Below are 22,161 nucleotides of genomic sequence, written 5' to 3'. Positions count from 1 at the left end.
AGAAGCGGATGAAAAACTTTTTAATCGCCCCATCCATCCTGTCGGCGGATTTTGCCCGCCTGGGCGAGGATACCGCCCGGGTATTGGCGGCAGGAGCCGACGTGGTGCATTTTGATGTGATGGACAATCATTATGTTCCCAATCTCACCATGGGCCCGATGGTATTAAAAGCTCTGAGGGATTTCGGCATTACCGCCCCCATTGATGTGCATCTGATGGTTAAGCCGGTGGACAGGATCATTCCGGATTTTGCCGCCGCGGGCGCCAGTTACATTACTTTCCATCCCGAAGCATCGGAGCACGTTCACCGCTCACTGCAATTAATCAAATCCCACGGCTGCAAAGCCGGCCTGGTATTCAACCCGGCGACATCTTTGAGTTATCTCGACTATGTTATGGACCAGCTTGATGTCATCTTGCTGATGTCGGTAAATCCCGGTTTCGGCGGCCAGTCTTTTATTCCCGGCACGCTGTATAAGCTGCGCCAGGTCCGCCGGCTGATTGATGACAGCGGACGGGATATACGCCTCGAGGTGGACGGCGGCGTCAAAGTGGATAATATCGGCGCCATCGCCGCGGCCGGGGCGGACATGTTTGTCGCCGGCTCGGCGATTTTCGGCCATCCGAATTATCAGGAAATCATTGAGGCCATGCGTCGTGAATTAAGCGGGATAAAACATGGTTGATTTGACACGCATACGCGCCCTGGCGTTCGATCTGGACGGTACGCTGACGGATACCGCGCCGGGATTGAGCAGCGCTCTCGATCTGGCGTTGCAGTCCCAGGGGCTGCCCATGGCGGGGCAAGCGCGCGTCTCCACCTGGATTGGCAACGGCGCCGATATCCTGGTGGAGCGGGCGCTAAGCTGGGCTGGGGCAGAACCGGAAATCGCCTTGTGCCGTAAAACACGCCTGCTGTTCGACCAGTTTTACGCCGAGACGGTGGAGCAGGGCAGCCGGTTGTTCCCACAGGTAAAAGCCACCCTGGCGCGTCTGGCGGAACGGGGATTCCCCATGGCGGTGGTGACCAATAAACCCACGCCGTTTGTCGCCCCCCTGCTGGCCTCGCTGGATATAGACCGTTATTTCTCCCTGCTCATCGGCGCTGATGACGTGGCGGCGAAAAAGCCGCATCCCGCGCCGCTCTATCTGGTGCTGGGCAAGCTGGGATTATACGTGCACGAACTGCTGTTCGTGGGGGATTCACGTAACGACATCATGGCGGCCAAAGCGGCGGGCTGTCCGTGTGCCGGCATGACCTACGGTTACAACTACGGCGAATCCATCGCTGACAGTCACCCGGACTATCTGTTGGATCATTTCGCCGATCTTTTGCCCATCCTCGGGTTGCCAACTTTAAATAATCAGGAAACGAATAATGAGTAAGCCCATAGTATTCAGCGGCGCGCAGCCGTCGGGTGAATTGACCATCGGCAACTATATGGGTGCGCTGCGTCAGTGGGTTAACCTGCAAGACGATTACGATTGCATATATTGTATTGTTGACCTTCATGCCATCACCGTACGGCAGGATCCGCAAAAACTGAAAAAGGCCACGCTGGACGTGCTGGCCCTGTATCTGGCTTGCGGCATCGATCCGGAAAAAAGCACCATCTTCGTGCAGTCCCATGTGCCGGAACATACCCAGCTGGGCTGGCTGCTGAACTGCTATACCTACTTTGGCGAGCTGAGCCGCATGACCCAGTTCAAGGACAAGTCGGCCCGTTACGCGGAAAATATCAATGCCGGCCTGTTTGCTTATCCGGTGCTGATGGCGGCGGATATTTTGCTCTACCAGACCAATCAGGTGCCGGTAGGGGAAGATCAGAAACAGCACCTTGAATTAAGCCGGGATATCGCCCAGCGGTTCAATACGATTTACGGAGATATTTTCACCGTTCCGGAACCTTTTATTCCCAAGTCCGGCGCCCGCGTCATGTCGCTGCTGGAACCGACGAAAAAGATGTCCAAATCCGACGAGAACCGCAACAACGTGATTACTCTGTTGGAAGATCCCAAATCGGTGGTGAAAAAGCTCAAACGCGCCATGACCGACTCCGACGAACCGCCGGTGGTGCGTTACGACATAACCAATAAGCCCGGCGTGTCCAATTTACTGGATATTTTGTCCGGCGTGACGGGTAAATCCATCGCCGAGCTGGAACAGGAATTCGACGGGAAAATGTACGGCCATTTGAAGGGCAGCGTGGCGGACGCCGTTTCAGGTATGCTGATTGAGCTGCAGGAACGATATCACGCGTTCCGCGCCGACGATGCGCTGCTCAACCGGATAATGCGCGACGGCGCTGACAAGGCCCGCGCCCGCGCCCGCGCTACGCTGGATAAAGTCTACGACGCCGTGGGTTTTGTGGCTCGCCCATAATCCGGTCCTGAACATCGGGCCGGTTATCACCGGCCCCTAATCCCGCTGGTTATCCACTTTTGTCCGGAAAGTTTTCCCGCAGCCATCGCCGCATTACCTTGCGGTCAGCCCCGTCTTCCACTCTTTAATCGTAATGAAGCATTGATTTGATGAGTGCGCTAAGATTGGAAATATATGATCCATTCCACTCGAGGCGCTCCGTGCAAATGCTCCCCTTGCAAAAAATCATCAATGTTCGTCTGCCGCAGCGCGAAGGCCTGTGGCAGATTGATATCGAACAAGACCGGTTTCGCCAGATAAGCGCCGGCGAAACCACCGGACAGGTCCCCGCCGGCACGTTGGATGCCATGGGCGGGCTGGCGGTGCCGCCCTTTGTCGAACCCCATATTCATCTGGATACCACCCAGACCGCGGGTTCCCCCCACTGGAATCAGTCCGGCACGCTGTTTGAAGGCATTGAACGCTGGGCCGAGCGCAAGGCGCTGCTCACCCATGACGATGTCAAAAAGCGCGCCTGGCAAACCCTGAAATGGCAAATTGCCAACGGCATTCAATATGTCCGCAGCCATGTGGATGTATCCGATCCCCATTTGACCGCGCTGAAAGCCATGCTGGAAGTGAAACGGGAAGTCGCCCCCTGGCTGGAGCTGCAACTGGTGGCTTTCCCGCAGGAGGGCATTCTCTCTTATCCACGGGGTGAGGAATTGCTGGAAGAGGCGCTGCGTTTGGGCGCCGATGCGGTAGGCGCCATCCCCCATTTCGAATTCACACGTGAGTACGGCGTGGAATCTCTGCATAAAGCCTTTGGCCTGGCGCTGCGATACGACCGGCTGGTGGATGTCCATTGCGATGAAATCGACGATGAACAGTCGCGTTTTGTGGAAACCGTGGCGGCGCTGGCCCTTCGGCATCATATGGGCGCCAGAGTGACCGCCAGTCATACCACCGCCATGCACTCCTATAACGGCGCCTATACCGCGCGGCTGTTTCGGCTGCTCAAGCTCTCCGGTATACATTTCGTGGCCAATCCGCTGGTAAATATCCATTTACAAGGTCGTTTCGACGATTATCCCAAACGACGCGGGGTCACGCGGGTGAAAGAGCTGATGGCGGCGGGCATCAATGTATGCTTCGGCCACGACGATGTGTTTGATCCCTGGTATCCCCTGGGAACCGGCAATATGCTGCAAGTCCTGCATATGGGTCTGCACATTTGTCAGCTTATGGGATATGAACAAATCAACCAGGGGTTGGAACTGATCACGGTAAATAGCGCCCGCACCATGAACCTGAGTGATTACGGCATCGCCTCCGGGCACAGCGCCAACCTGGTGATACTGCCGGCTGAAAATGGTTTTGACGCCGTGAGACGCCAGGTTGCGCCGCGTTACGTCATCCGCCGCGGGCGGGTGATTGCCCAGACCCAGCCGGCACAAGCCACACTTTTTCTCGAGGATGAACCGGAAAACGTGGATTTTACGCGTTAACCTCATCCAACTGACGTTTCACGGCGTCGCCGATGATTTTAACCGCTTGCTCGATGACGGGGGTCAGCGCAAGCGCATAGCTAAGACGCATGCAGTGACGGTACTTGCCGGAGGCGGAAAAAATCGGCCCTACCGCAATCTGCACCCCCAACTGATCCAACTGGCGGTTCAGACGCAGGGAATCAAAGCGCTCAGGCATTTCAATCCACAGCAGGAAGCTCCCCTGGGGCCGGCTCACCCGGGTGCCGGGGGGAAAATGGGTCTTGACCCAGCCGGTCATGATGTCGCAGTTATGCTGATAGTGGACGCGCATCCGGCGCAGGTGTTTTTGATATCCCCCCTGACGCACAAACTCGGCCACCGCCAGCTGCGGTTGCAGCGCGGTGGCGCCGGTGCTGATATATTTCATATGCGTCGCTTGTTCCATATACCGGCCCGGGGCAATCCAGCCGATGCGCAGGCCGGGCGCCAGGGTTTTGGAAAACGAGCTGCATAACAGTACCCGGCCATCTTCGTCCAGGGATTTAATGGTCACCGGGCGGGGATAGCGGTAGGCCAGATCGCCGTAGACATCGTCTTCGATAATCGGCGTGTCGTAGCGCTGCGCCAGCGTCAGCAGCGCCTGTTTATGGCTGTCAGGCATGATATAACCCAGGGGATTATTGCAATTGGGCGTCACCTGGATGGCTTTGATCGGCCACTGTTCGAGGGCCAGCTCCAATGCCTCCAGGCTGATGCCGGTCACCGGATCGGTGGGGATCTCCAGGGCCTTGATGCCGAAAGCTTTTAAGGTTTGGGTCACGCCATGAAAACTCGGCGAATCAACCGCCACGATATCGCCGGGCTGACAAAGGGCATGAATGGCGATGGACAGCGCTTCGTGGCAGCCGGAGGTGATCATGATATCTTCCCACGACAACAGGTTGCCGCTGTCCACCAACAGGCGGGCGATTTGTTCGCGCAGGGTGGGGGCGCCGCAGATATCGCCATAGGTCATGCCGCGCAAATCCGGCTGCAGCGCAATGCGGCTCAGGGCTTTCATCAGCGGCTTTAAGGTTGGAGCGCTGATATCCGGCATGCCGATCCCCAGATGCACCATGCCGTCCGCCGGATCCGCCCGCAGCAATTTAAGCACCAAATCCCACTGGGAGATCTCCACCGGCCGCTGCGCCGGTCTGCTCATGGCCGGCAGCGCCGCCAAATCAGGCTGCTGGCTGACAAAATAGCCCGATTTCGGCCGCGCCTCGATCAATTGCCGCTCTTCCAGCACCCGGTACGCCTGCTGAACGGTGCTGATGCTCACTTCATGTTCCTGGCTTAAGGTACGCACTGAAGGCAGCCGCTCGCCGCAGGTGTATAAGCCTTGTTCAATTCGTTCGCCGATAATGCCGGCCAATTGATCGTAGCGTGTCATGCTGGCCCCATACAGACGTGATTATAATTCTGCAAAACAATACAGATTGAGCAAAATTATACCATGACAGAATTAAAAAACCTCTGTTGTATGGTAAAAATAGTAGCTTTCTGAATCTGTACGGTCATCGGCGATCCCGTCATGATGGTTGCGTCATCCAACGAGGAGCAACCATGATGAAAACCTTGATAAAAACCTTCCCGGCCGTTCCTTTCTCATTCCCGCATCGCGCCGTTAATGTTATCGCACAGCTCAATACGGTTTTCCGCCGCGGCGTGGCTTGGAACCATCGTCGGCGCAATCGCGCCATCCTAATGCAGCTGAACGACGATCAGTTGAAGGATATCGGGCTGTCCCGCGACGATGTTCTGCATTACGGTGAAAACCCGCATTATAATGATAAATAACGCCTTGCTATGATAAAAAGAACGTGCGGCGGGGCGGGCCGGAGTCGGCCCCGGATGTTGGCCGCTACTTGGCCCCATGCCCGTACAGGCGGTGTTTGGTGACGAATCCCAATAACAGACAGAGGATGAACACCGCCAGATACAGTGAATTCGACGTCGTCAAGGCGGCTTTGGCGCCATAGGAAGCCACGATGGGGCCGGTGACCACAAACGTCAACATGGTGCCGACGGTGCCGCAGGTAAGGATAAAATTCACCAGTTTGGGGGATGTCACCCGGGTCTGTTGCGAACCCAGCGTAATGAGGGTGGTATAGATGGCGCTGGAAATGAACCCCAGTCCCCACAGGTAAAAATGCAGATGTGCCGGCTGATCGGTGGCGATAAACAAATACATAATGGCGGCGGACAGCGCGGCAAGCAAGGTGACCATCCGCTGCAAATCCGTGAAACGCAGTACCGCGCTGAATACCCACATTCCCAGCATATACGTAATCCAGAACTGGCTCACCAAACTGCCCGTTTGCTGTTGATCCATACCAAAATTCAAGGCGGCGTATTCGGGTACCCAGGCGATAAATCCCAGTTGGCCGAGGATATAGCACAATGCGGCGGCGGAAAGTAACAGCACGCCCAGGCCCCACTTCTCCTTTGACTGTCCTTGACCCCCTTGAGGGGCGGTTTGCGCCGCCGCCGGGAACTCGGACAGCAGGGTCAGAATAAATATCGCCACGTAGATCAGGCCGATGCAGGCATATACCCAATACCAGGTAATATGCCGCGCCAGCAGCAGGCCGGCCAGCATAGGGAACAATGTCCCGGCCAGGCTGAAAAAGGAATCTGAGAACAGCAGACGCGCTCCCCGTTGACGGCCTTCATAAAGGCGGGTTACCAGGTAGGTGCCTATGGACATGGTAATGCCGCTCACCACGCCCAGTATAAATATGGAAAATGAGAACAAAGCAATACTCCGGCCGCCCATCAACCCCAGCACCGCCACCGCCATCAGCACAAAACCGCCGATCAACTGTCGTTTCATGGGTATGATGGATATCAGCCAGGCATTTAAAAAAATGGATAATAGAATGCCGGAATTCAAAAAGGTGAAAGTGGAACCCATGCCGGATATCGGCAGGTTAAAATATTCGGCAATGTTGCCTAATACCACACCGGTAACAATCACGAGGGCGCCGGTTAATCCATAAGACAGAAAACTAATCCACGTTAGCCGCAAGCGATTGCTATTATTCATTATTGACTCGTCAATTAAAAATGATCGTCGGCTGATGCCGGTGGCGCTAAAGGTATCAGTTTCAACCGATAAGGCAGCATATCATACCATTTAAGAGTTTATTCTTGGTGCTAAAAGTTATGTCATCGGGGAATATCAGCGTTTTTTACAAGACCGTTATGGCCGGGTTGACGCCGGGGCGAGTCAAGAGGCTCTTTGCCCGGCATTATTTTATAGCCTGTTACGTAAAAATAGGTAAATGGGTAGCGTTAGGCTGGCACCCTCTTTAGAATCTAAGCGCTTCCAGTTGCCCATGTCTTTACAAAGGAACCTTTCATGCTGAAACAAAAACTGGCGACCGCCGCATTATTTATCTCTCTCGCCGCCTTATCCTCCTCCGCCCAGGCTGCGCAGAAAGAGACTCATGTTCTGCTTACCACTTCCGCCGGGAAGATCGAACTGGCTCTCGATAGCCAAAAAGCGCCGGTCTCGGTTAAGAATTTCATCGAATATGTGAACAGCGGGTTTTATGACAATACTATTTTCCATAGGGTCATTCCCGGCTTTATGTTACAAGGCGGCGGCTTTAATAAAGATATGACGCAAAAGCCAACCCAGGCGCCAATCAAAAACGAAGCCGACAACGGTCTGCGTAATTTACGCGGCACCGTCGCCATGGCCCGGACCTCCGATAAAGACAGCGCCACCAGCCAATTCTTTATCAATATAGCCGATAATGCTTTTCTCGATCACGGGCAACGTGATTTTGGTTACGCGGTGTTTGGCAAAGTGATTAAAGGCATGGATGTCGCCGACAAAATCGCCCAGGTACCCACTAAAAATATCGGGCCTTATCAGAACGTCCCGACTAAACCCATCGTGATTCTGTCCGCCAAGATTCTGCCTTAACAGCTGCCAGCACGGCGGCTAGTACAACCATTACCACAACGACAGTCCCGCCCAGGGGAAAGGCCGCCACGGCCTTTCTCCCGCCTTGTCTCCGGACCCCCTTCGCGGCGAATCCGCCATTGCCGGTTATACTTTAGGGTAATTAACCGGGCCGATCGTTTACAGGGCTTCCCCATGAAAAAAATGACCGACAAGCAAAAAGCACGCTTATATCAACAGCGTCGCAATGAAAATTACCAGCAAAGTCAAAGGATTCAAGGATTTCCCGCTGATGAGGTCACGTTGACCGCGGAAGAGGCATTACGGCGCATAAACGAACTCAGGAGCCATTATGAACGATAAATTCGGTGATGGCCGCGATCCCTATTTTTATCCCGGCATCAAAGTATTGCGCAATAAGCTGAATATCCATGAAGCAGCGGGGTTGCTTGAAGCTGAGCTGAACTTGACGTCCCTGAGAGCGGCCACTCTTGAGTTGGGCCCCGCCAAAATGGGGTTGCCGTGGTTATGCGCCATTCATCACGTCTTATTCCAGGACGTTTACGAGTGGGCCGGCCAGCTGCGCACGGTGGATATTTATCAGGACGATACGCGCTATTGCCACTTTGATTATCTTGAGAAGGAGGGTAACGCCGTAATGCAGCAGTTGGAGGATGAAAATTACCTCCAGGGCATGTCCAAAAAGGAAATATGTCCTCGTCTGGCGAATTATTATGCGGATATCAATATGTTGCACCCGTTTCGCGAAGGCAATGGGCGGACGCAGCGGATCTTTTTCGAGCAATTGATGGTGCATGCCGGTTACGATCCCCGCTGGCAACCCGTTGAGCGTGATGAGTGGCTTGAGGCCAATCGTGCCGGCGCGGTTGGGGATCTGGAGCCGCTCACCGCGCTGTTTATGCGGGTGGTGAACGAACCGGGAGAGACGGTTTAACCGCGCCCGGCCCGTTGCTCGGCGCTGCCCTTAGGGGGCAGGCGACACTTTTATACTGTCGACCCGGTCCGGATAAAACGCGACATAGTCTTTGATTTCGGCCACCGAGTCGTAAGGGGCTTCATAAGACCAGACCGCATTGACCGATCGCAGGCCGCCGGGGGTGATGCTGTAATAAGAGCAATCCCCTTTATAGGGACAGTAGGTATGGTGTTCGGTGCGGGTCAATAAGGACATATCGATATCTTTACGGGGAATATAATGTACCGGCGGATAGTCCGCCTCCCGCAGCGTTAACGCCTGCCGGGTATCGGCAATGGTTTTGCCGGCAACCGCCACCACGATATGGGATGGGTTGGCCTCAACGGTAATGGGATGGTCGGGGCCGGGAATTTTAACGGGTTTGGTAGTCATGGGCCATTCCTCTGCAAAAGTGCATTATATCGACCCCATGGGTCTGAAAACGAGTATGGAATCGTTATTTCAGGAAGTCAATTCGGTAATACGGCTGTACGTATTTTAAATCAACCACTCCCCCTCGAGCCTCTTCACGCTAGCTAAGGACATCGCGTCTCTCGGCCCAGGTCAGCAGCGCATCCAGCGCCGGGCGCGCTTCGGCCATTACATTACCGGCACCGAATATATTATCGACGGTGGCACCGTGCCGACGGCGTGATATTCCCCGCTTTTGTCTTATAGACACCGCCGGCGTTGAGCCGGCGGACTCTCATCATGATGATGCTGACTTATATTTGCCGCTTAAGGGATTGAAAACCCGTGCCGATAAACCTGAACAAGAGGAGTGATATCACAGGCACTTTTCAACGGGCGGAATTTTTTTTGCCGCCAGGTTTATGTCAACGTCATATTTGGGGGTATCAATGCAAGTTCCATCTTCCATGGCCGCCGCGCTGTTCAACATCGCCAATGCGGATGCGGCAAGCCAGCGGCAGGCCATGTCGTCCAACGGCGCCGGAGCATCAAATACGGCGCAGCAGGCGGATGAATCATCCACCAATGTGGTGCTGAGCGCCCAGGGGCAAAACGCCCTCGCCGCCGATGAGGCCGCCAAGGCAAGCGCCGCCAATGCGGCATCGTTCGCTAAAATTGCCGGGTACGGGATAACGGCGTCGACGACGTCTTTCGCCGATGTGTATCAGAACCAATTGCTGCAGGCGGTGGATCCCAACGGCAGCGGCACCGTGTCCGAAGGTTCTCTCGAACAGCAGGTTACGGCCGGCGGCGGCACTAAAGCTGAGGCCGATACGCTGTACAAGGCCATGGACGAGGACGGCGACGGCAAAGTCTCGGGCCAGGAGTTCAAGGACAGTATACCCAGCCCGTTCAATACGCCGGATTTCGGTAAGGAATTTATCGCGCAGCAGATGCAGGGCGGCGGTGATTCAGCCGCAACCCCAAGCCTTGATTCCAGCCTGATTCTCGCCAATCTGGCGATGCAGGAGTCAGGCAAGGCTTGAGCCGGCGGAATATCTTCCGGCGTCGGTCATTATTATTCACGAACTTCATTCGCGAAAGAAGCGAATCGAATGGCACTACCGGGACATTTGGGAATAGCCAATACTGAATCCTTCATCAATACAGCAGCGCCGGGGGCTGTTCTCACGGCGCTTAACCTCAAGGATTCAAACATGTCTAAACCACTGGAAAACAAACTTGCCCTGGTAACCGGCTCTTCCCGCGGCATCGGCGCCGCGGTAGCGGCTCGTCTGGCGGCCGACGGCGCATCGGTGATGGTAACCTATGCCTCCGGACGCGCCCTCGCCGAGGCGGTGGTGAATGAAATTCGCGCCGCCGGCGGCGAAGCCGAAGCGGTAGGTGCCGATCTCGGCAATCCTGAAGGAATTGTTAACCTCACTGCCGCCGTCGACCGGGCCTTTGGCGGTAAATTCAATGGCCGCCTCGATATCCTGGTAAACAACGCCGGCACGGTGGAATACGGACCGTTTCTCGAATCATCCGACCAAAGCTATGAAAATCATTTCAATCTCAATGTCCGTGCGCCGATCGCCCTGGCCAAGGATGCCGGCAAGCGCATGGCGAAAACCGGCTGGGGCCGTATCATTAATATCAGCTCGGCGTTTGGCGAAGCCGCGCCGTTACCCGGCGTAACGCTGTATATCGCCACCAAATTCGCCTTGTCCGGCTTCACCAAAGGACTTTCCCGCGAACTAGGTCCCCTGGGCATCACGGTTAACGGCGTCCAGCCCGGTCCCATCGACACCGAGCTTAGCCCGAATCCCGGTACACCGGAATATGACGCTATGGTCAAGCTCACCAGCGTCGGCCGTTTCGGCAAAGTGAAGGAAATTGCCGCCGCCGTCGCCTATTTGGCTCATCCTGATGCGTCTTATACCAACGGCGAAAATCTCACCGTCGACGGCGGCTGGAACGCATAAAAATGGAATTGCTCCGCGAGAAAATCCACGAACAGCCGTGCGCGGACGGGCAGTTGACGACCGAATGGATGCAATGCGTGGATAGGCGATATCAGCATGGGAAACCCTGACAGGACTTGAATCAACGTTCCGGCCGCGATGTCGTCGGCTATGGCAAACCGGGGGATCTGGATGATACCCGCACCCTCAATGGCGGCCTGGCGGAGGGTTGCACCGTCGCTGGTATCAAGAGGTCCGTCTGGAATAATCGAGCTGCCGTCGGCAAATGCATAGGGGAAGGGACGCCCCGCAATGAGAAATCGCAGGCAGTCGTGGTGTTGCAGATCGTCCACAGTGAGGGGGGTACCTCGGCGCATCAGGTATTTTGGCGAAGCGGCCAATATATGATCCGTATGTCCCAGAAAACGGGCATTCAACCCCGAATCCTGCAAAGTACCGATGCGAAGGGCCAGATCGAATCCTTCCCGAATGATATCGACGTTCCGGTCGGTAACGTCAAGATCGAATTTAAGGCGAGGATAAAGGAGAATGAATTTCGCCACCCATTGCGCCATGAGGACACGTCCGACCAAAACCGGCACACTGACTCGGATTAGCCCCTGCGGTATATCGGTGGACTGTACCCGGTTTTCAGCTTCTTCTATCGCCTGTAGCAGCGGCGCCACCCGTTCAAAATAATCTGTGCCTTCCACCGTCAGCCTGAGGGTTCGGGTCGAACGTTGTAATAGCCTCACTCCCAGGCGCTGTTCAAGGCGGGCAACGCTCTTGGAGACGGCCGACGGACTGGCCCCGATAATCCGGCTCGCGCTGGCAAAAGAGCCGTTTTGCACGGTTCGTACGAAGGCAACGAGTCCGGTGGTCTTTTCCATGATGGTGGTCATTCGGGAACTCTGCTCGCTAATAAAGTTAACTTGAAACACTATACGGCCTTCCATTCCGCTATGCTAACGCGCGAACGACCCGAATTCACAGAGATTTGCCATACGTGAGAGTTCAATCCGGCATGGCCCCGCCAGAAAATCCTGGGGGTATTGCCTCTGCCCCACGTTCGACAGCGCGATACATGGCAGGTTATACTCGATAAATACCCTGTGCCCGGTGATCGAACGCCAACCCGCTTAGTCTCACCGTCGGCCATTTTATTCCTACCCTGTACGAGGGGACCGTGCGGCCTCAATCCCCTGCTGGGCATCCTGTAAAATAGGTCATTCGTACCATGCTGCTGATCATCGATAACTATGATTCCTTTACCTATAACCTGTACCAATATTTTTGTGAACTGGGGGAGCAGGTTGAGGTAAAACGCCACGATGAGCTGCAACTGGCCGCTATTGAAGAGATGTCGCCGGACCGGCTGGTGATTTCTCCCGGTCCCGGCACGCCTGATCAGGCGGGCATCTCTTTAGCGGCCATAACGCACTTTGCCGGCAAAATACCGATTTTGGGGGTTTGCCTTGGCCATCAGGCCATTGCGCAGGTCTTCGGTGGTCGCATCATACGGGCAAAGCGAGTTATGCACGGTAAGACGTCCGCCATTGCTCATGACGGACGGGGGGTTTTCGCCGGTCTGCCCGCCGGGTTGACCATGACCCGTTACCATTCGCTGGTGGTGGAGTCCGCCGGTTTGCCGCCCTGCCTGGAGGTTTCCGCCTGGAGTCTGGGGGAGGGCGCCGAAGATGAAATCATGGGCATCCGTCATCGTACCTTGCCCCTTGAAGGTGTACAGTTTCATCCTGAGAGCATTCTCAGCGAGCAGGGTCACCGGTTGCTGGCGAATTTCCTGGCAATGTAACCCCTCGGGCCGCAGTCGGCGCCTGATTCGGCGCGACGGCGGAACAAAAAATAATTTTTTGCCGTCATACGACGATTAAAGATTGCATTGAAATGATTTTTTATTCATATTTTATGACTATTATTTCATTTATCATTTGCGGCGGATAGAGTAAAAAGCTTATGAAAACACATGATGACGCGGTAACCAGGGAAACATTTGATCAGGTCATTTTGCCGGTTTATGCACCTGCTCAATTTATTCCCGTCAGAGGCAAAGGCAGCCGGGTATGGGATCAGGAAGGCAAAGAGTACATTGATTTCTCCGGCGGTATCGCCGTGACCGCCCTGGGCCATTGCCATCCGGCGCTGGTGGCGGCGCTGAAAAATCAAGGTGAAACCTTATGGCACACCAGTAACGTCTTTACCAATGAACCGGCGCTGCGGTTGGCGCGCAAACTTATCAACGCCACCTTTGCCGACCGGGTATTCTTTGCCAATTCGGGTGGTGAGGCCAACGAAGCCGCCTTTAAACTGGCTCGTCATTATGCCATCACCCGCCACAGCCCGTACAAAACCAAAATCATCGCGTTTCATAACGCCTTTCACGGCCGCACGCTCTTTACCGTTACGGTGGGGGGCCAGCCCAAGTATTCCGATGGTTTCGGACCGAAACCCGGTGATATCGTCCATGTGCCGTTTAACGATTTGGCGGCGGTAAAAGCGGTGATGGATGATCACACCTGCGCGGTGGTGGTTGAGCCGATACAGGGGGAAGGCGGTATTACGCCGGCCACGCCGGAATTCCTGCAAGGTCTGCGGGACCTGTGCGATCAATACCAGGCCCTGCTGGTGATGGACGAGGTGCAGTGCGGCATGGGCCGCACCGGTAAGTTATTCACCTATATGCACTACGGCGTCTTGCCGGATATCCTCACCACCGCCAAAGCGTTGGGGGGCGGATTCCCCATCAGCGCCATGCTCACCACCGAGGAGATCTCATCGGTGATGGCGGTGGGAACCCACGGCACCACCTACGGCGGCAATCCCCTGGCCTGCGCGGTGGCTGAGGCGGCGCTTGACGTCATTAACCAGCCGGCGGTATTGGCCGGGATCAATGAACGGCATGACAGGTTTTTCAGCACACTGCAAAAGATCAACGACCGCTATCACGTGTTTGAAGAAATTCGGGGCATGGGCTTGTTGATCGGCGCCGCGCTGCAACCCAGTTATCACGGCCGGGCGCGGGAATTCCTGCATGCCTCCGCCGCCAACGGCCTGATGATCTTGAACGCCGGCCCGGACGTGGTGCGTTTCGCCCCTTCGCTGGTGGTGGAATTTGAGGATATCGAACAGGGCATGGCAAGATTTGAACAGGCGGTAGCCCAGGTCACCGCTGGTTGAAAAGCCGTTATCGGCGGCTATTGGGCATTTTCCCCCAATCGCCGCGCCAGCCAGCGGCCGTGCTGCGGCCGTTGACGCCACGCCACCGACGAGATGGTATGCATGACGCCCAAATGGAACAGGATGCGCCGCAGATGGCGCTCCATCGGGGTGCCCGGTTGCTCCGGCGTGTCGTCGGCGGTGGTCAATACCGGTTTATCACTGCTCGGGCCGTCATATTCCAGCCGCTGCTGGCAGGTTTGCAAGGCCACTTCGCAGGCGGTCAGGTATTTTTCCGCCAGCCTGGGTGTCAGCATATAGTGATCCCGCGCCAGTATCGTCATGGCGTTAATATGCTCGATGATAAACTGGCTATGGGTCACCCATAATCGCATATCGGTCAGGTAGCGCGAGTTAAAACCGGGCTCCTGCATGGCCTGGCTCAGCGAGGTGAACAGGGCGTTATGGGCCTGGTTGGCCCGCATTCGGGCATAAGCCAATGCCGCCGGTTCCGGATTCGCCTGTAACAGCAGCCGCAACGCGTCCTGATCCCTTTCCAGCGCCTGATGCGCGTTCTTGCGCAATAGGCCGCTTTGCCATTGCGGCCATAGCCAAAGCATACCGCCGAACGCCAGCATGCAGCCGATGAGGGTATCCACCAGCCGGGGTACCAGGAAATGGGTGCCGTTCAGGGACAAGAGTTGCAGGGTATAAACGGCGGTAACGGTAAACCCGGTCATCGCCAGTCCGTAGTTTTTCCGTAAAACCAGATAAGCCGCCAGTGTCAGCACCAGCATGCACAACAGCACCGTGCCGTCGCTAAGGTGAAGCTGCAAGGTAGCGGCGGCGATAACCAGACCGGCCAGGGTCCCCAGCGCCCGGTGCTGGATCCTTACCCGGGTGGCGTTGTAGCCGTTTTGGCTGACAAACATCACCGTCATCAAAATCCAATAGGGTTTAGGCAGGTTGAATACCAGCCCGAGACTGCTGCCGATGGCCAGCATAATGCCTAACCGCGCGGCGTTGCGCAGCGCCATGGATTTGAATGAGCAATAGCTGCGCAGCGCCTGCCAGAAAGAGAGCCGTTGTTGGTTATCCGCCATGATGTCGCGCCGGTAGAGCGGGCGTTGAGTTTTGAGCAGCCGGGCGATGCGGCTGAAATGATAGTAGCAAAATTGCCCAACCGGGTTATCGGGATTACGCTGGGCGATTTTTTCCACTGCCGAAAGGGCTTCCGCCATAGTGAAACGACCCGATTGCCGGTGATAAAGAATATCGTCCGCCACCACCCGCAGTCGGGCGGCGATTAACTGCGCATTATAGCGGATGACCGCTTCCGCATGGCTCTGTTCCACCAGCTTTTGCACCTCGTCCGGCTGATGCAAACTGACGGCGATATGCTCTTGCAAATCCAGCGCCACTTGAAACGATCGCAGCAAGCGCTTGTACTGAAGCTGATGGTTGGCCGACAGCATATGCAACTGCTGATAAATTTGCGCAATCAGATCAATCACCTGCTGTTGACGGGCAAACAGCGGCGGCAGGGCGGATTCCGGGTCGATATGCTGGGTCAGCAGGCTGTATTTCGCCTCGATATAGTCCGCCAGTTCCCGGTAAAGCAGACTGAGTGTTTCCCGCATTGGCTGCTCTTTAAGCAACCGGAACCACAGGCCGTTGAACAGCCCGTACCAGGCGGTGCCGGCGATATACAGCAACGGCGGGACCCATACCGGAACGTTACCCGCCAGACCGAGGGTAAAAATGGCGGCGATCAGGGAGGCGGGCAGCAATCGGCCGTGCAGCGGGCTGATTTCACCGGTGACACCCAGCAGCAGCGCCAGGCCGACCATGACGAAGGGCAAGGGTACATGGATGGAGAGCAGCCACTGGATCAGTACGCTGCTGACGGCGAATAGTGCGCCGCCGATGGCCAGACGTTTGAAAAATCGTTTATGCAGCGTGTCCAGGCCGGCGATGTTGCAACAGGCGGGCACCAATGAGAATAACAAACCGTTTTGCAGGCTGCCGAACAATAGACCTACCGCCACCGGCAGACAAAGCACGATGGTTTGCCGCAAGGCATAATTGACTTCCGGATGGTAGATCAGTCGACGCCACATGCTGCCAACAAAAAGCGTGGCACAGAGTACCACGCCTGTTTGATTAACGTTTAACGCGTACCGTAAACGACAATGGTTTTGCCGTGTGCGGAGATGAGATTTTGATCTTCCAGCATTTTCAAAATACGGCCGACCGTTTCACGGGAACAACCGACAATCTGCCCGATTTCCTGACGGGTAATCTTGATTTGCATACCGTCGGGGTGAGTCATGGCATCGGGTTGTTTCGCCAGGTTCAGCAAGGTTTGCGCGATGCGTCCCGTGACGTCGAGAAACGCCAGATTACCGACTTTTTCCGATGTTACCTGCAGGCGGCTGGCCATCTGGGCCGACAGACGCATCAGGATATCCGGATTAACCTGAATTAATTGTCGGAATTTTTTATATGAAATTTCAGCCACTTCACAGGCGGTTTTCGCTCGAACCCATGCGCTGCGCTCCTGGCCTTCTTCGAATAAGCCTAATTCCCCGATAAAATCCCCCTGGTTAAGGTAGGACAAAATCATCTCTTTACCTTCTTCATCTTTTATCAGCACCGCGACGGCGCCTTTAACGATGTAGTAAAGTGTTTCAGCTTTTTCGCCTTGATGTATCAGCGTACTCTTCGATGGATACTTGTGAATATGGCAATGAGACAGGAACCATTCGAGAGTCGGGTCTGTTTGCGGTTTGCCGAGAACCATTCGCTGTTATCCTCTTTTGTCATCGCTGTCCTTGAACGGGACATCGTATTCCCTATTACGGCGCTATTTAATCTATCCAACTCCGTCGAAAACGGAGCGACGTTAGGGAACTTATTAGGGTCTGGTTTTTGTGATGTTCCGATCGCCCTCTTGCCCTTTCATTATCATGAGTTCGATCCAGCCTTGTTTTTAGCATAGGTTTGAAGCAGTGTCTTCTGTTGTCTTGCATCAGCATGAAGTATGTTAGGGAACATTGCCACTTTTGCCACAAAAATGTAGTGTGCAGGAAACCTTTTTATCTGGAGTCATCACAATGCAAGCACGAGTAAAGTGGGTCGAAGGATTGTCTTTTATCGGTGAATCCGCCTCCGGCCACCAGATTTTGATGGATGGCAACGCCGGTGAGAAAGCGCCAAGCCCAATGGAGATGGTCCTAATGGCGGCGGGGGGTTGCAGCGCCATCGACGTGGTATCGATTTTACAAAAAGGGCGTCAGGATGTGCGGGATTGCGAGGTGAAGCTGACTTCCGAACGCCGCGACGAAGCGCCGAGGTTATTTACCCATATTAATTTACATTTTATCGTTTCCGGCACCGGCCTGACGGATAAAATCGTCGAGAGAGCGGTGGAATTGTCAGCGGAAAAGTATTGCTCGGTATCTTTGATGCTCGGCAAGTCGGTTAGCATCACCCATAGTGTTGAGGTGCGTTCGCCGTCCTGATTACGGACCGCAATGCGGCAGGCGCGGCGCTTCGGCCGCGCCTGGGTTATTCGATCCGTTTGCCTTCCAATAGCTGCTTTACCAGCGGCCCCATGATCAGTTCCATGGCCAGTCCCATTTTTCCCCCCGGCACCACCAGCGTATTGATATTGGAAATAAACGACCCTTGCAGCATTGCCAGCAGATAGGGAAAATCAATATGATCCAGGCCGCGAAAGTGAATGACCACAAAGCTCTCGTCCAGCGAAGGTATGGCCTTGGCGGCGAAGGGATTCGACGTGTCGACGGTGGGGACCCGCTGAAAATTGATATGGGTACGGGAGAATTGGGGCGTGATGTAATTGATATAATCTTCCATTGATCGCACCACGGAATCCATTACCGCTTCGCGGGAGTGGCCGCGTTCGCTGGTATCGCGCACCAGTTTTTGTATCCATTCCAAATTAACGATGGGCACCACCCCCACCAGCAAATCCACATGCTGCGCTACATTATGGTTGTCGGTAACCACCCCGCCGTGCAGTCCCTCGTAAAACAGCACATCCGTCGGTTCCGGCAGCGGTTGCCAGGGGGTAAAGGTGCCGGGAATTTGATTGTAGGGCACGGCTTCGTCATAAGTGTGCAGATATTTTCGCGCTTTACCGTGGCCGGTCAGCCCATACTGGAGGAAGGTATGTTCCAATAAGCCGAAATCGTTGGCATCCGGGCCGAAATAGCTGATATGACGGCCTAAATCACGGGCCTTGCGAATGGCCATGTCCATTTCAGGCCGGGTAAAATGATGGAAACTGTCCCCTTCCAGTTCGGCGGCATGAATATTCAACTGATGGAATATTTTACGGAAAGCCAGACTGGTGGTGGTGGTCCCGGCACCGCTGGAACCGGTAACGGCAATAATGGGGTGTTGTGCTGACATGGTAACCCTGCGCTTCGTTGAATGACGGCGATACCCGTCATACTTCAAGTTGCAAGTGCGTTGCCGCCTTCCTGCAACTCGAATTATTTAGGGTATAGTGTTATGCGCCCGGCATAAAAGACCTTGAATATAGTTATCATGTTTGGCGGCGCGGGGCCAATCAGCATTATTCCGGATGAAACTGGCCGCGGGGCATAATATTAATGTTCTCATGCAGTTCCGACCAGACCACCACCGCTTCGCCGCTGTTTAATTGGCGTTTGACATCGGCGACTTTGGCCTCCAGGGTCTTCTCCTGTTCGCCGTAATCGGTGCCTTCTCGCAAGACAAAGGATTCAATCAGGTTATACAGGGTGTCAGGGTCGATTTCTTCCCATGGAATAATCATCATATTATGTCCCGTTGGTTAATGATTCAACGCCTTGAGGAAATTTCACCAGCAAAGCCTTGTGCGGATACCGGCGCGCTGTTAGCTTCTTACCGTCATTCGCAGGGAGGGGAGTCCCCGAAACGTGGAACTGAGTCTTTTTCTTTCAATGCTGGGTTTTCTTTGGGTTGCGGCCATTACGCCAGGCCCCAATAATATGCTGCTTACCGCCTCAGGCGCCAACTTCGGTTTTTGGCGTTCGATACCGTTGATGCTGGGTATTATGCTCGGGATGCAGTGCATTTTGCTGTTGGTGGCTTTTGGTATCGGCGGTTTGATTACCCTCTACCCGTCATTGCATTTTATGCTAAAAGTGGCCGGTTCCCTATATTTGCTATGGTTATCCTGGAAGATAGCCACCGCCGCCTATGAAACATTGGATACCGATGCGCCGCCGCCGCGTCCCATTCCGTTTTACCAGGGCGGGCTGCTGCAATTCCTCAACCCCAAGGCCTGGCTGATGGCGCTGGGGGCGGTGGCCAGCTTTAGCCTGACCGGCAATGCGTATATTACCTCGGTGGGGGCCATCAGTATCGGTATCGTGACGGTGAATATCGTTGCCGGGGTAGTCTGGCTGGGCTTCGGTACGCTTATCGGCCGGTTGCTCGGCAGCAAACGCGCCTGGACGATATTTAATGTCGCCATGGGGTTGCTTACCGCGGCCTGCGTGTTGCTGATTTGGCGCTGAGGGCGAATCTTTGCCGAACAGGCAGCCCGTAGCCCGCTTCGACCCGGCCTCAGCAAACACGGTTTCCCTTTAACAGGCTCGATTCAAGCCAGGGTGATTGCGGGCCTACCATGCTGTGAGGCGCTCCGGCAGGCGGAAAAACCACGCCTGCTTCGACCCCATCAGCACGGTCTCCCTTTAACAGGCTCGATTCAAGCCAGGGTGATAGCGGGCCTACCCTGCTGTGGGGCGCTCCGGCGGGCGGAAAAACCACGCCCGCTTCGACCCCATCAGCACGGTCTCCCTTTAACACGTTTGGTTCAGCTTCGGTTAAAGCGGTTGGCTTGCAAGACAGCTACTCCGCCTCAAATTCCCTGGTCAGGGTTTCAAGCTGTTCCTGGGCATCCAGCCAGGCTGTTTCCGCCTGTTCCAACTGGGATTTTATCTGGGACTGCCGCTGCAAGCAGGCGGCGAGATCCCCTTTACGGGCGATATCGTACAACGCTGAATCCGCCAGTTCGGCTTCCACTTTCGCCAACTCGTTACCCAGGGTTTCCAGCGCTTTTTCGTGACGTTCGATGGATTTGCGCAGCGGCTGCGTCTGGCTGCGGAACTCCGCTTCGCGCCGCTTTTGATCCTTTCTGGCCTGGGCGTTATTGGTGGAGGCGGGGAAGTCCTCGCGGCCGTCGGCGCCTTGCGACATTTGGCGCTGCTGGTCAGCCAGCCATTGCTGATAATCTTCCAGATCTCCCTCAAAGGGTTCCACCAGGCCGTCATGCACCAGATAAAAGTCGTCGGTGGTGGAGCGCAGCAAATGCCGGTCATGGGAGACCACCACCAGCGCGCCCTCAAAATCAATCAGCGCCTCGGTGAGCGCTTGGCGCATATCCAGATCCAGATGGTTGGTGGGTTCGTCCAGCAACAGCAGGTTAGGGCGCTGCCAGACAATCAGGGCCAGCACCAGCCGGGCTTTTTCGCCGCCGGAGAACCGTTCGGTACGCTCGGTGACCTTGTCCCCCTGAAAACCAAAACCGCCGAGATAATCCCGCAGCGCCTGTTCATACTCCTGCGGCGCCAGACGGTTCATATGCTGCAACGGTGATTCGTCGGCCCGCAGGAACTCAAGCTGATGCTGGGCGAAGTAACCGAGCTTGATGCCTTTCGCCAGGGAAACCTTGCCTGAATGGGGTTCCAGGGTGCCTGCCAGTAATTTGATCAGCGTCGATTTGCCGGCGCCGTTGCGCCCGAGCAGCCCGATGCGCGATCCCGGCACCAGATTGAACTTGATGGAATTGAGCACCGTGCGATCGCCGTAGCCGGCGCTGACCTTTTCCATCGTCAACAGCGGATTGGGCAAGTTTTCCGGGTCACGGAACCGGAATTGGAACGGATTATCCACATGGGCCGGTGCAATGAGCTCCATGCGCTCCAGCATTTTAATCCGGCTCTGCGCCTGCCGGGATTTAGTGGCCTTGGCGCGAAAGCGGTCGATGTAATGCTGCAGGTGCGCCACTTTTTCCTGCTGGTGCTGATAAAGAGACTGCTGTTGCGCCAGTTTGGTCACACGTTGCAGCTCAAAAGAGGAATAATTACCGGTATATTCGTTCAATGACTGCTGTTCGATATGCAGTATCTTATTGACGACGGGATCGAGAAAGTCCCGATCATGGGAAATCAGGATCAGCGTACCGTTGTAATTCTTCAGCCACTTTTCCAACCACATGACCGCATCCAGATCCAGATGGTTGGTGGGTTCGTCCAGCAACAGTAAATCGGAACGGCAGATCAACGCCTGCGCCAGGTTAAGGCGCATCCGCCAGCCGCCGGAAAAATCGCTCACCGGTCTTTGCAGCTGTTCCTGACTGAAACCCAGGCCATGCAGCAGACTGGATGCGCGCGGACGAATGGTCCAGGCTTCGATGACATCCAGTTTGCCATGCAGCGTGGCGATGGCGTGACCGTCGTTTTTATCATTGGCCAGCTGTAATTCGGATTCCAACTGACGATATTCTCGATCGCCGTCGATAACATAGTCTAAAGCCGGTTCGTCCAATGCGGGCGTTTCCTGATTGACCCAGGCAAGGGACCAGTTGGCCGGGAAGGTGACATTGCCGGCATCGGCGCTGAGTTCATGTTTCAACAATGCCAAAAGTGTCGATTTGCCGCAGCCGTTTTTGCCCACCAGCCCGACTTTTTGCCCCGGGTTCACCGTGGCGGTCGCATTATCCAGCAGTACCCGGGTGCCGCGACGAATTTGCAGAGATGAGAAGACAATCATAAAGCGCCATAGTTTGA

23 protein-coding genes are annotated in these 22,161 nt (G+C 55.3%); 14 read left to right on the top strand and 9 right to left on the bottom strand.

Annotated elements, in window-relative coordinates; genetic code table 11:
- The first annotated feature begins 8 nt into the window (after window positions 1-8).
- From rpe to HB631_RS21715, 4 genes are all read left to right on the top strand, one after another.
- Window positions 9-686, top strand: a complete 678-nt coding sequence (gene rpe / locus HB631_RS21730; protein ID WP_213993262.1) for a ribulose-phosphate 3-epimerase — start codon at window positions 9-11, stop codon at window positions 684-686.
- The gene (locus tag HB631_RS21725; RefSeq protein WP_213993261.1) at window positions 679-1,386 is read left to right on the top strand and encodes a phosphoglycolate phosphatase; all 708 of its coding nucleotides are present in this window, start codon (window positions 679-681) and stop codon (window positions 1,384-1,386) included. The genes rpe and HB631_RS21725 overlap by 8 nt, the downstream gene beginning before the upstream one ends.
- The gene (gene trpS / locus HB631_RS21720) at window positions 1,379-2,383 is read left to right on the top strand and encodes a tryptophan--tRNA ligase (protein ID WP_213993260.1); all 1,005 of its coding nucleotides are present in this window, start codon (window positions 1,379-1,381) and stop codon (window positions 2,381-2,383) included. The genes HB631_RS21725 and trpS overlap by 8 nt, the downstream gene beginning before the upstream one ends.
- A gap of 206 nt (window positions 2,384-2,589) precedes the next feature.
- A complete protein-coding gene (locus tag HB631_RS21715) occupies window positions 2,590-3,870 on the top strand; it encodes a cytosine deaminase (RefSeq protein ID WP_213993312.1) in 1,281 nt (426 codons plus the stop codon).
- On the opposite strand, the gene HB631_RS21710 is transcribed toward HB631_RS21715, so the two are convergent.
- The gene (locus HB631_RS21710) at window positions 3,860-5,284 is read right to left on the bottom strand and encodes a PLP-dependent aminotransferase family protein (RefSeq protein ID WP_213993259.1); all 1,425 of its coding nucleotides are present in this window, start codon (window positions 5,282-5,284) and stop codon (window positions 3,860-3,862) included. The genes HB631_RS21715 and HB631_RS21710 overlap by 11 nt on opposite strands.
- A 173-nt stretch (window positions 5,285-5,457) precedes the next feature.
- On the opposite strand from HB631_RS21710, the gene HB631_RS21705 reads away from it, so the two are divergent.
- On the top strand, window positions 5,458-5,691 hold the full coding sequence (locus HB631_RS21705) for a DUF1127 domain-containing protein (RefSeq protein ID WP_255557194.1): 234 nt from the start codon (window positions 5,458-5,460) through the stop codon (window positions 5,689-5,691).
- A 64-nt stretch (window positions 5,692-5,755) separates the two neighbouring features.
- Here HB631_RS21705 and tsgA read toward each other — a convergent pair whose 3' ends face one another.
- Window positions 5,756-6,940 carry an MFS transporter TsgA gene (gene tsgA, locus HB631_RS21700; protein WP_213993258.1) on the bottom strand — a complete coding sequence of 395 codons (1,185 nt, stop codon included), beginning with the start codon at window positions 6,938-6,940 and terminating at the stop codon, window positions 5,756-5,758.
- A 315-nt stretch (window positions 6,941-7,255) separates the two neighbouring features.
- Here tsgA and ppiA point away from each other — a divergent pair, with 315 nt between their 5' ends.
- The 3 genes from ppiA to HB631_RS21685 all read left to right on the top strand — a co-directional run bounded on the left by ppiA (window position 7,256) and on the right by HB631_RS21685 (window position 8,762).
- A complete protein-coding gene (gene ppiA / locus HB631_RS21695) occupies window positions 7,256-7,828 on the top strand; it encodes a peptidylprolyl isomerase A (RefSeq protein WP_213993257.1) in 573 nt (190 codons plus the stop codon).
- Window positions 7,829-8,002: 174 nt separating this feature from the next.
- Window positions 8,003-8,170: a YhfG family protein gene (locus HB631_RS21690; RefSeq protein WP_213993256.1), complete on the top strand. Its 168-nt coding sequence runs from the start codon at window positions 8,003-8,005 to the stop codon at window positions 8,168-8,170.
- Complete coding sequence (locus HB631_RS21685; RefSeq protein ID WP_213993255.1) at window positions 8,160-8,762, top strand: putative adenosine monophosphate-protein transferase Fic; 603 nt, start codon at window positions 8,160-8,162, stop codon at window positions 8,760-8,762. Before HB631_RS21690 ends, HB631_RS21685 begins: the two co-directional genes overlap by 11 nt.
- Before the next feature lie 30 nt (window positions 8,763-8,792).
- On the opposite strand, the gene HB631_RS21680 is transcribed toward HB631_RS21685, so the two are convergent.
- Window positions 8,793-9,176, bottom strand: a complete 384-nt coding sequence (locus HB631_RS21680) for a DUF427 domain-containing protein (RefSeq protein ID WP_213993254.1) — start codon at window positions 9,174-9,176, stop codon at window positions 8,793-8,795.
- Window positions 9,177-9,643: 467 nt separating this feature from the next.
- Here HB631_RS21680 and HB631_RS21675 point away from each other — a divergent pair, with 467 nt between their 5' ends.
- Entirely contained in the window at window positions 9,644-10,240 is a 597-nt protein-coding gene (locus tag HB631_RS21675; protein WP_213993253.1) for an EF-hand domain-containing protein, read from the top strand.
- Between the two features lie 171 nt (window positions 10,241-10,411).
- Window positions 10,412-11,179 (top strand): SDR family oxidoreductase, encoded by a 768-nt coding sequence (locus tag HB631_RS21670; protein WP_213993252.1) that lies wholly within the window; start codon window positions 10,412-10,414, stop codon window positions 11,177-11,179.
- Here the strand turns inward: HB631_RS21670 and HB631_RS21665 are convergent.
- Complete coding sequence (locus tag HB631_RS21665; protein WP_213993251.1) at window positions 11,131-12,060, bottom strand: LysR family transcriptional regulator; 930 nt, start codon at window positions 12,058-12,060, stop codon at window positions 11,131-11,133. The genes HB631_RS21670 and HB631_RS21665 overlap by 49 nt on opposite strands.
- A 335-nt stretch (window positions 12,061-12,395) precedes the next feature.
- Here HB631_RS21665 and HB631_RS21660 point away from each other — a divergent pair, with 335 nt between their 5' ends.
- Both HB631_RS21660 and HB631_RS21655 read left to right on the top strand, forming a co-directional pair.
- Window positions 12,396-12,971: an aminodeoxychorismate/anthranilate synthase component II gene (locus HB631_RS21660; RefSeq protein WP_213993250.1), complete on the top strand. Its 576-nt coding sequence runs from the start codon at window positions 12,396-12,398 to the stop codon at window positions 12,969-12,971.
- Between the two features lie 161 nt (window positions 12,972-13,132).
- Window positions 13,133-14,353: an aspartate aminotransferase family protein gene (locus HB631_RS21655; protein ID WP_213993249.1), complete on the top strand. Its 1,221-nt coding sequence runs from the start codon at window positions 13,133-13,135 to the stop codon at window positions 14,351-14,353.
- Between the two features lie 17 nt (window positions 14,354-14,370).
- Here HB631_RS21655 and HB631_RS21650 read toward each other — a convergent pair whose 3' ends face one another.
- Entirely contained in the window at window positions 14,371-16,452 is a 2,082-nt protein-coding gene (locus HB631_RS21650) for a YccS/YhfK family putative transporter (RefSeq protein ID WP_213993248.1), read from the bottom strand.
- A 50-nt stretch (window positions 16,453-16,502) separates the two neighbouring features.
- Entirely contained in the window at window positions 16,503-17,135 is a 633-nt protein-coding gene (gene crp / locus HB631_RS21645) for a cAMP-activated global transcriptional regulator CRP (protein WP_034895576.1), read from the bottom strand.
- Window positions 17,136-17,448: 313 nt separating this feature from the next.
- Here crp and HB631_RS21640 point away from each other — a divergent pair, with 313 nt between their 5' ends.
- Window positions 17,449-17,856, top strand: a complete 408-nt coding sequence (locus tag HB631_RS21640) for an OsmC family protein (protein ID WP_213993247.1) — start codon at window positions 17,449-17,451, stop codon at window positions 17,854-17,856.
- A 46-nt stretch (window positions 17,857-17,902) separates the two neighbouring features.
- On the opposite strand, the gene HB631_RS21635 is transcribed toward HB631_RS21640, so the two are convergent.
- Together HB631_RS21635 and HB631_RS21630 are read right to left on the bottom strand one after the other, a co-directional pair.
- On the bottom strand, window positions 17,903-18,772 hold the full coding sequence (locus HB631_RS21635) for a phosphoribulokinase (protein WP_213993246.1): 870 nt from the start codon (window positions 18,770-18,772) through the stop codon (window positions 17,903-17,905).
- Between the two features lie 166 nt (window positions 18,773-18,938).
- Window positions 18,939-19,160 carry a YheU family protein gene (locus HB631_RS21630; protein WP_213993310.1) on the bottom strand — a complete coding sequence of 74 codons (222 nt, stop codon included), beginning with the start codon at window positions 19,158-19,160 and terminating at the stop codon, window positions 18,939-18,941.
- Window positions 19,161-19,284: 124 nt separating this feature from the next.
- Between HB631_RS21630 and HB631_RS21625 the strand changes: the two genes are divergently transcribed.
- On the top strand, window positions 19,285-19,887 hold the full coding sequence (locus tag HB631_RS21625) for a LysE family transporter (protein WP_213993245.1): 603 nt from the start codon (window positions 19,285-19,287) through the stop codon (window positions 19,885-19,887).
- A gap of 334 nt (window positions 19,888-20,221) precedes the next feature.
- Here the strand turns inward: HB631_RS21625 and HB631_RS21620 are convergent, their stop codons facing one another.
- Window positions 20,222-22,144: an ABC transporter ATP-binding protein gene (locus HB631_RS21620; protein WP_213993244.1), complete on the bottom strand. Its 1,923-nt coding sequence runs from the start codon at window positions 22,142-22,144 to the stop codon at window positions 20,222-20,224.
- Between the last annotated feature and the right edge of the window lie 17 nt (window positions 22,145-22,161).

This window comes from Sodalis sp. dw_96, from assembly GCF_018449575.1.
GTDB lineage: Bacteria > Pseudomonadota > Gammaproteobacteria > Enterobacterales > Enterobacteriaceae > Acerihabitans.
The sequence above is the reverse complement of the archived record's forward strand: the minus strand, read 5'-3'. Positions and strand labels throughout refer to the sequence as shown.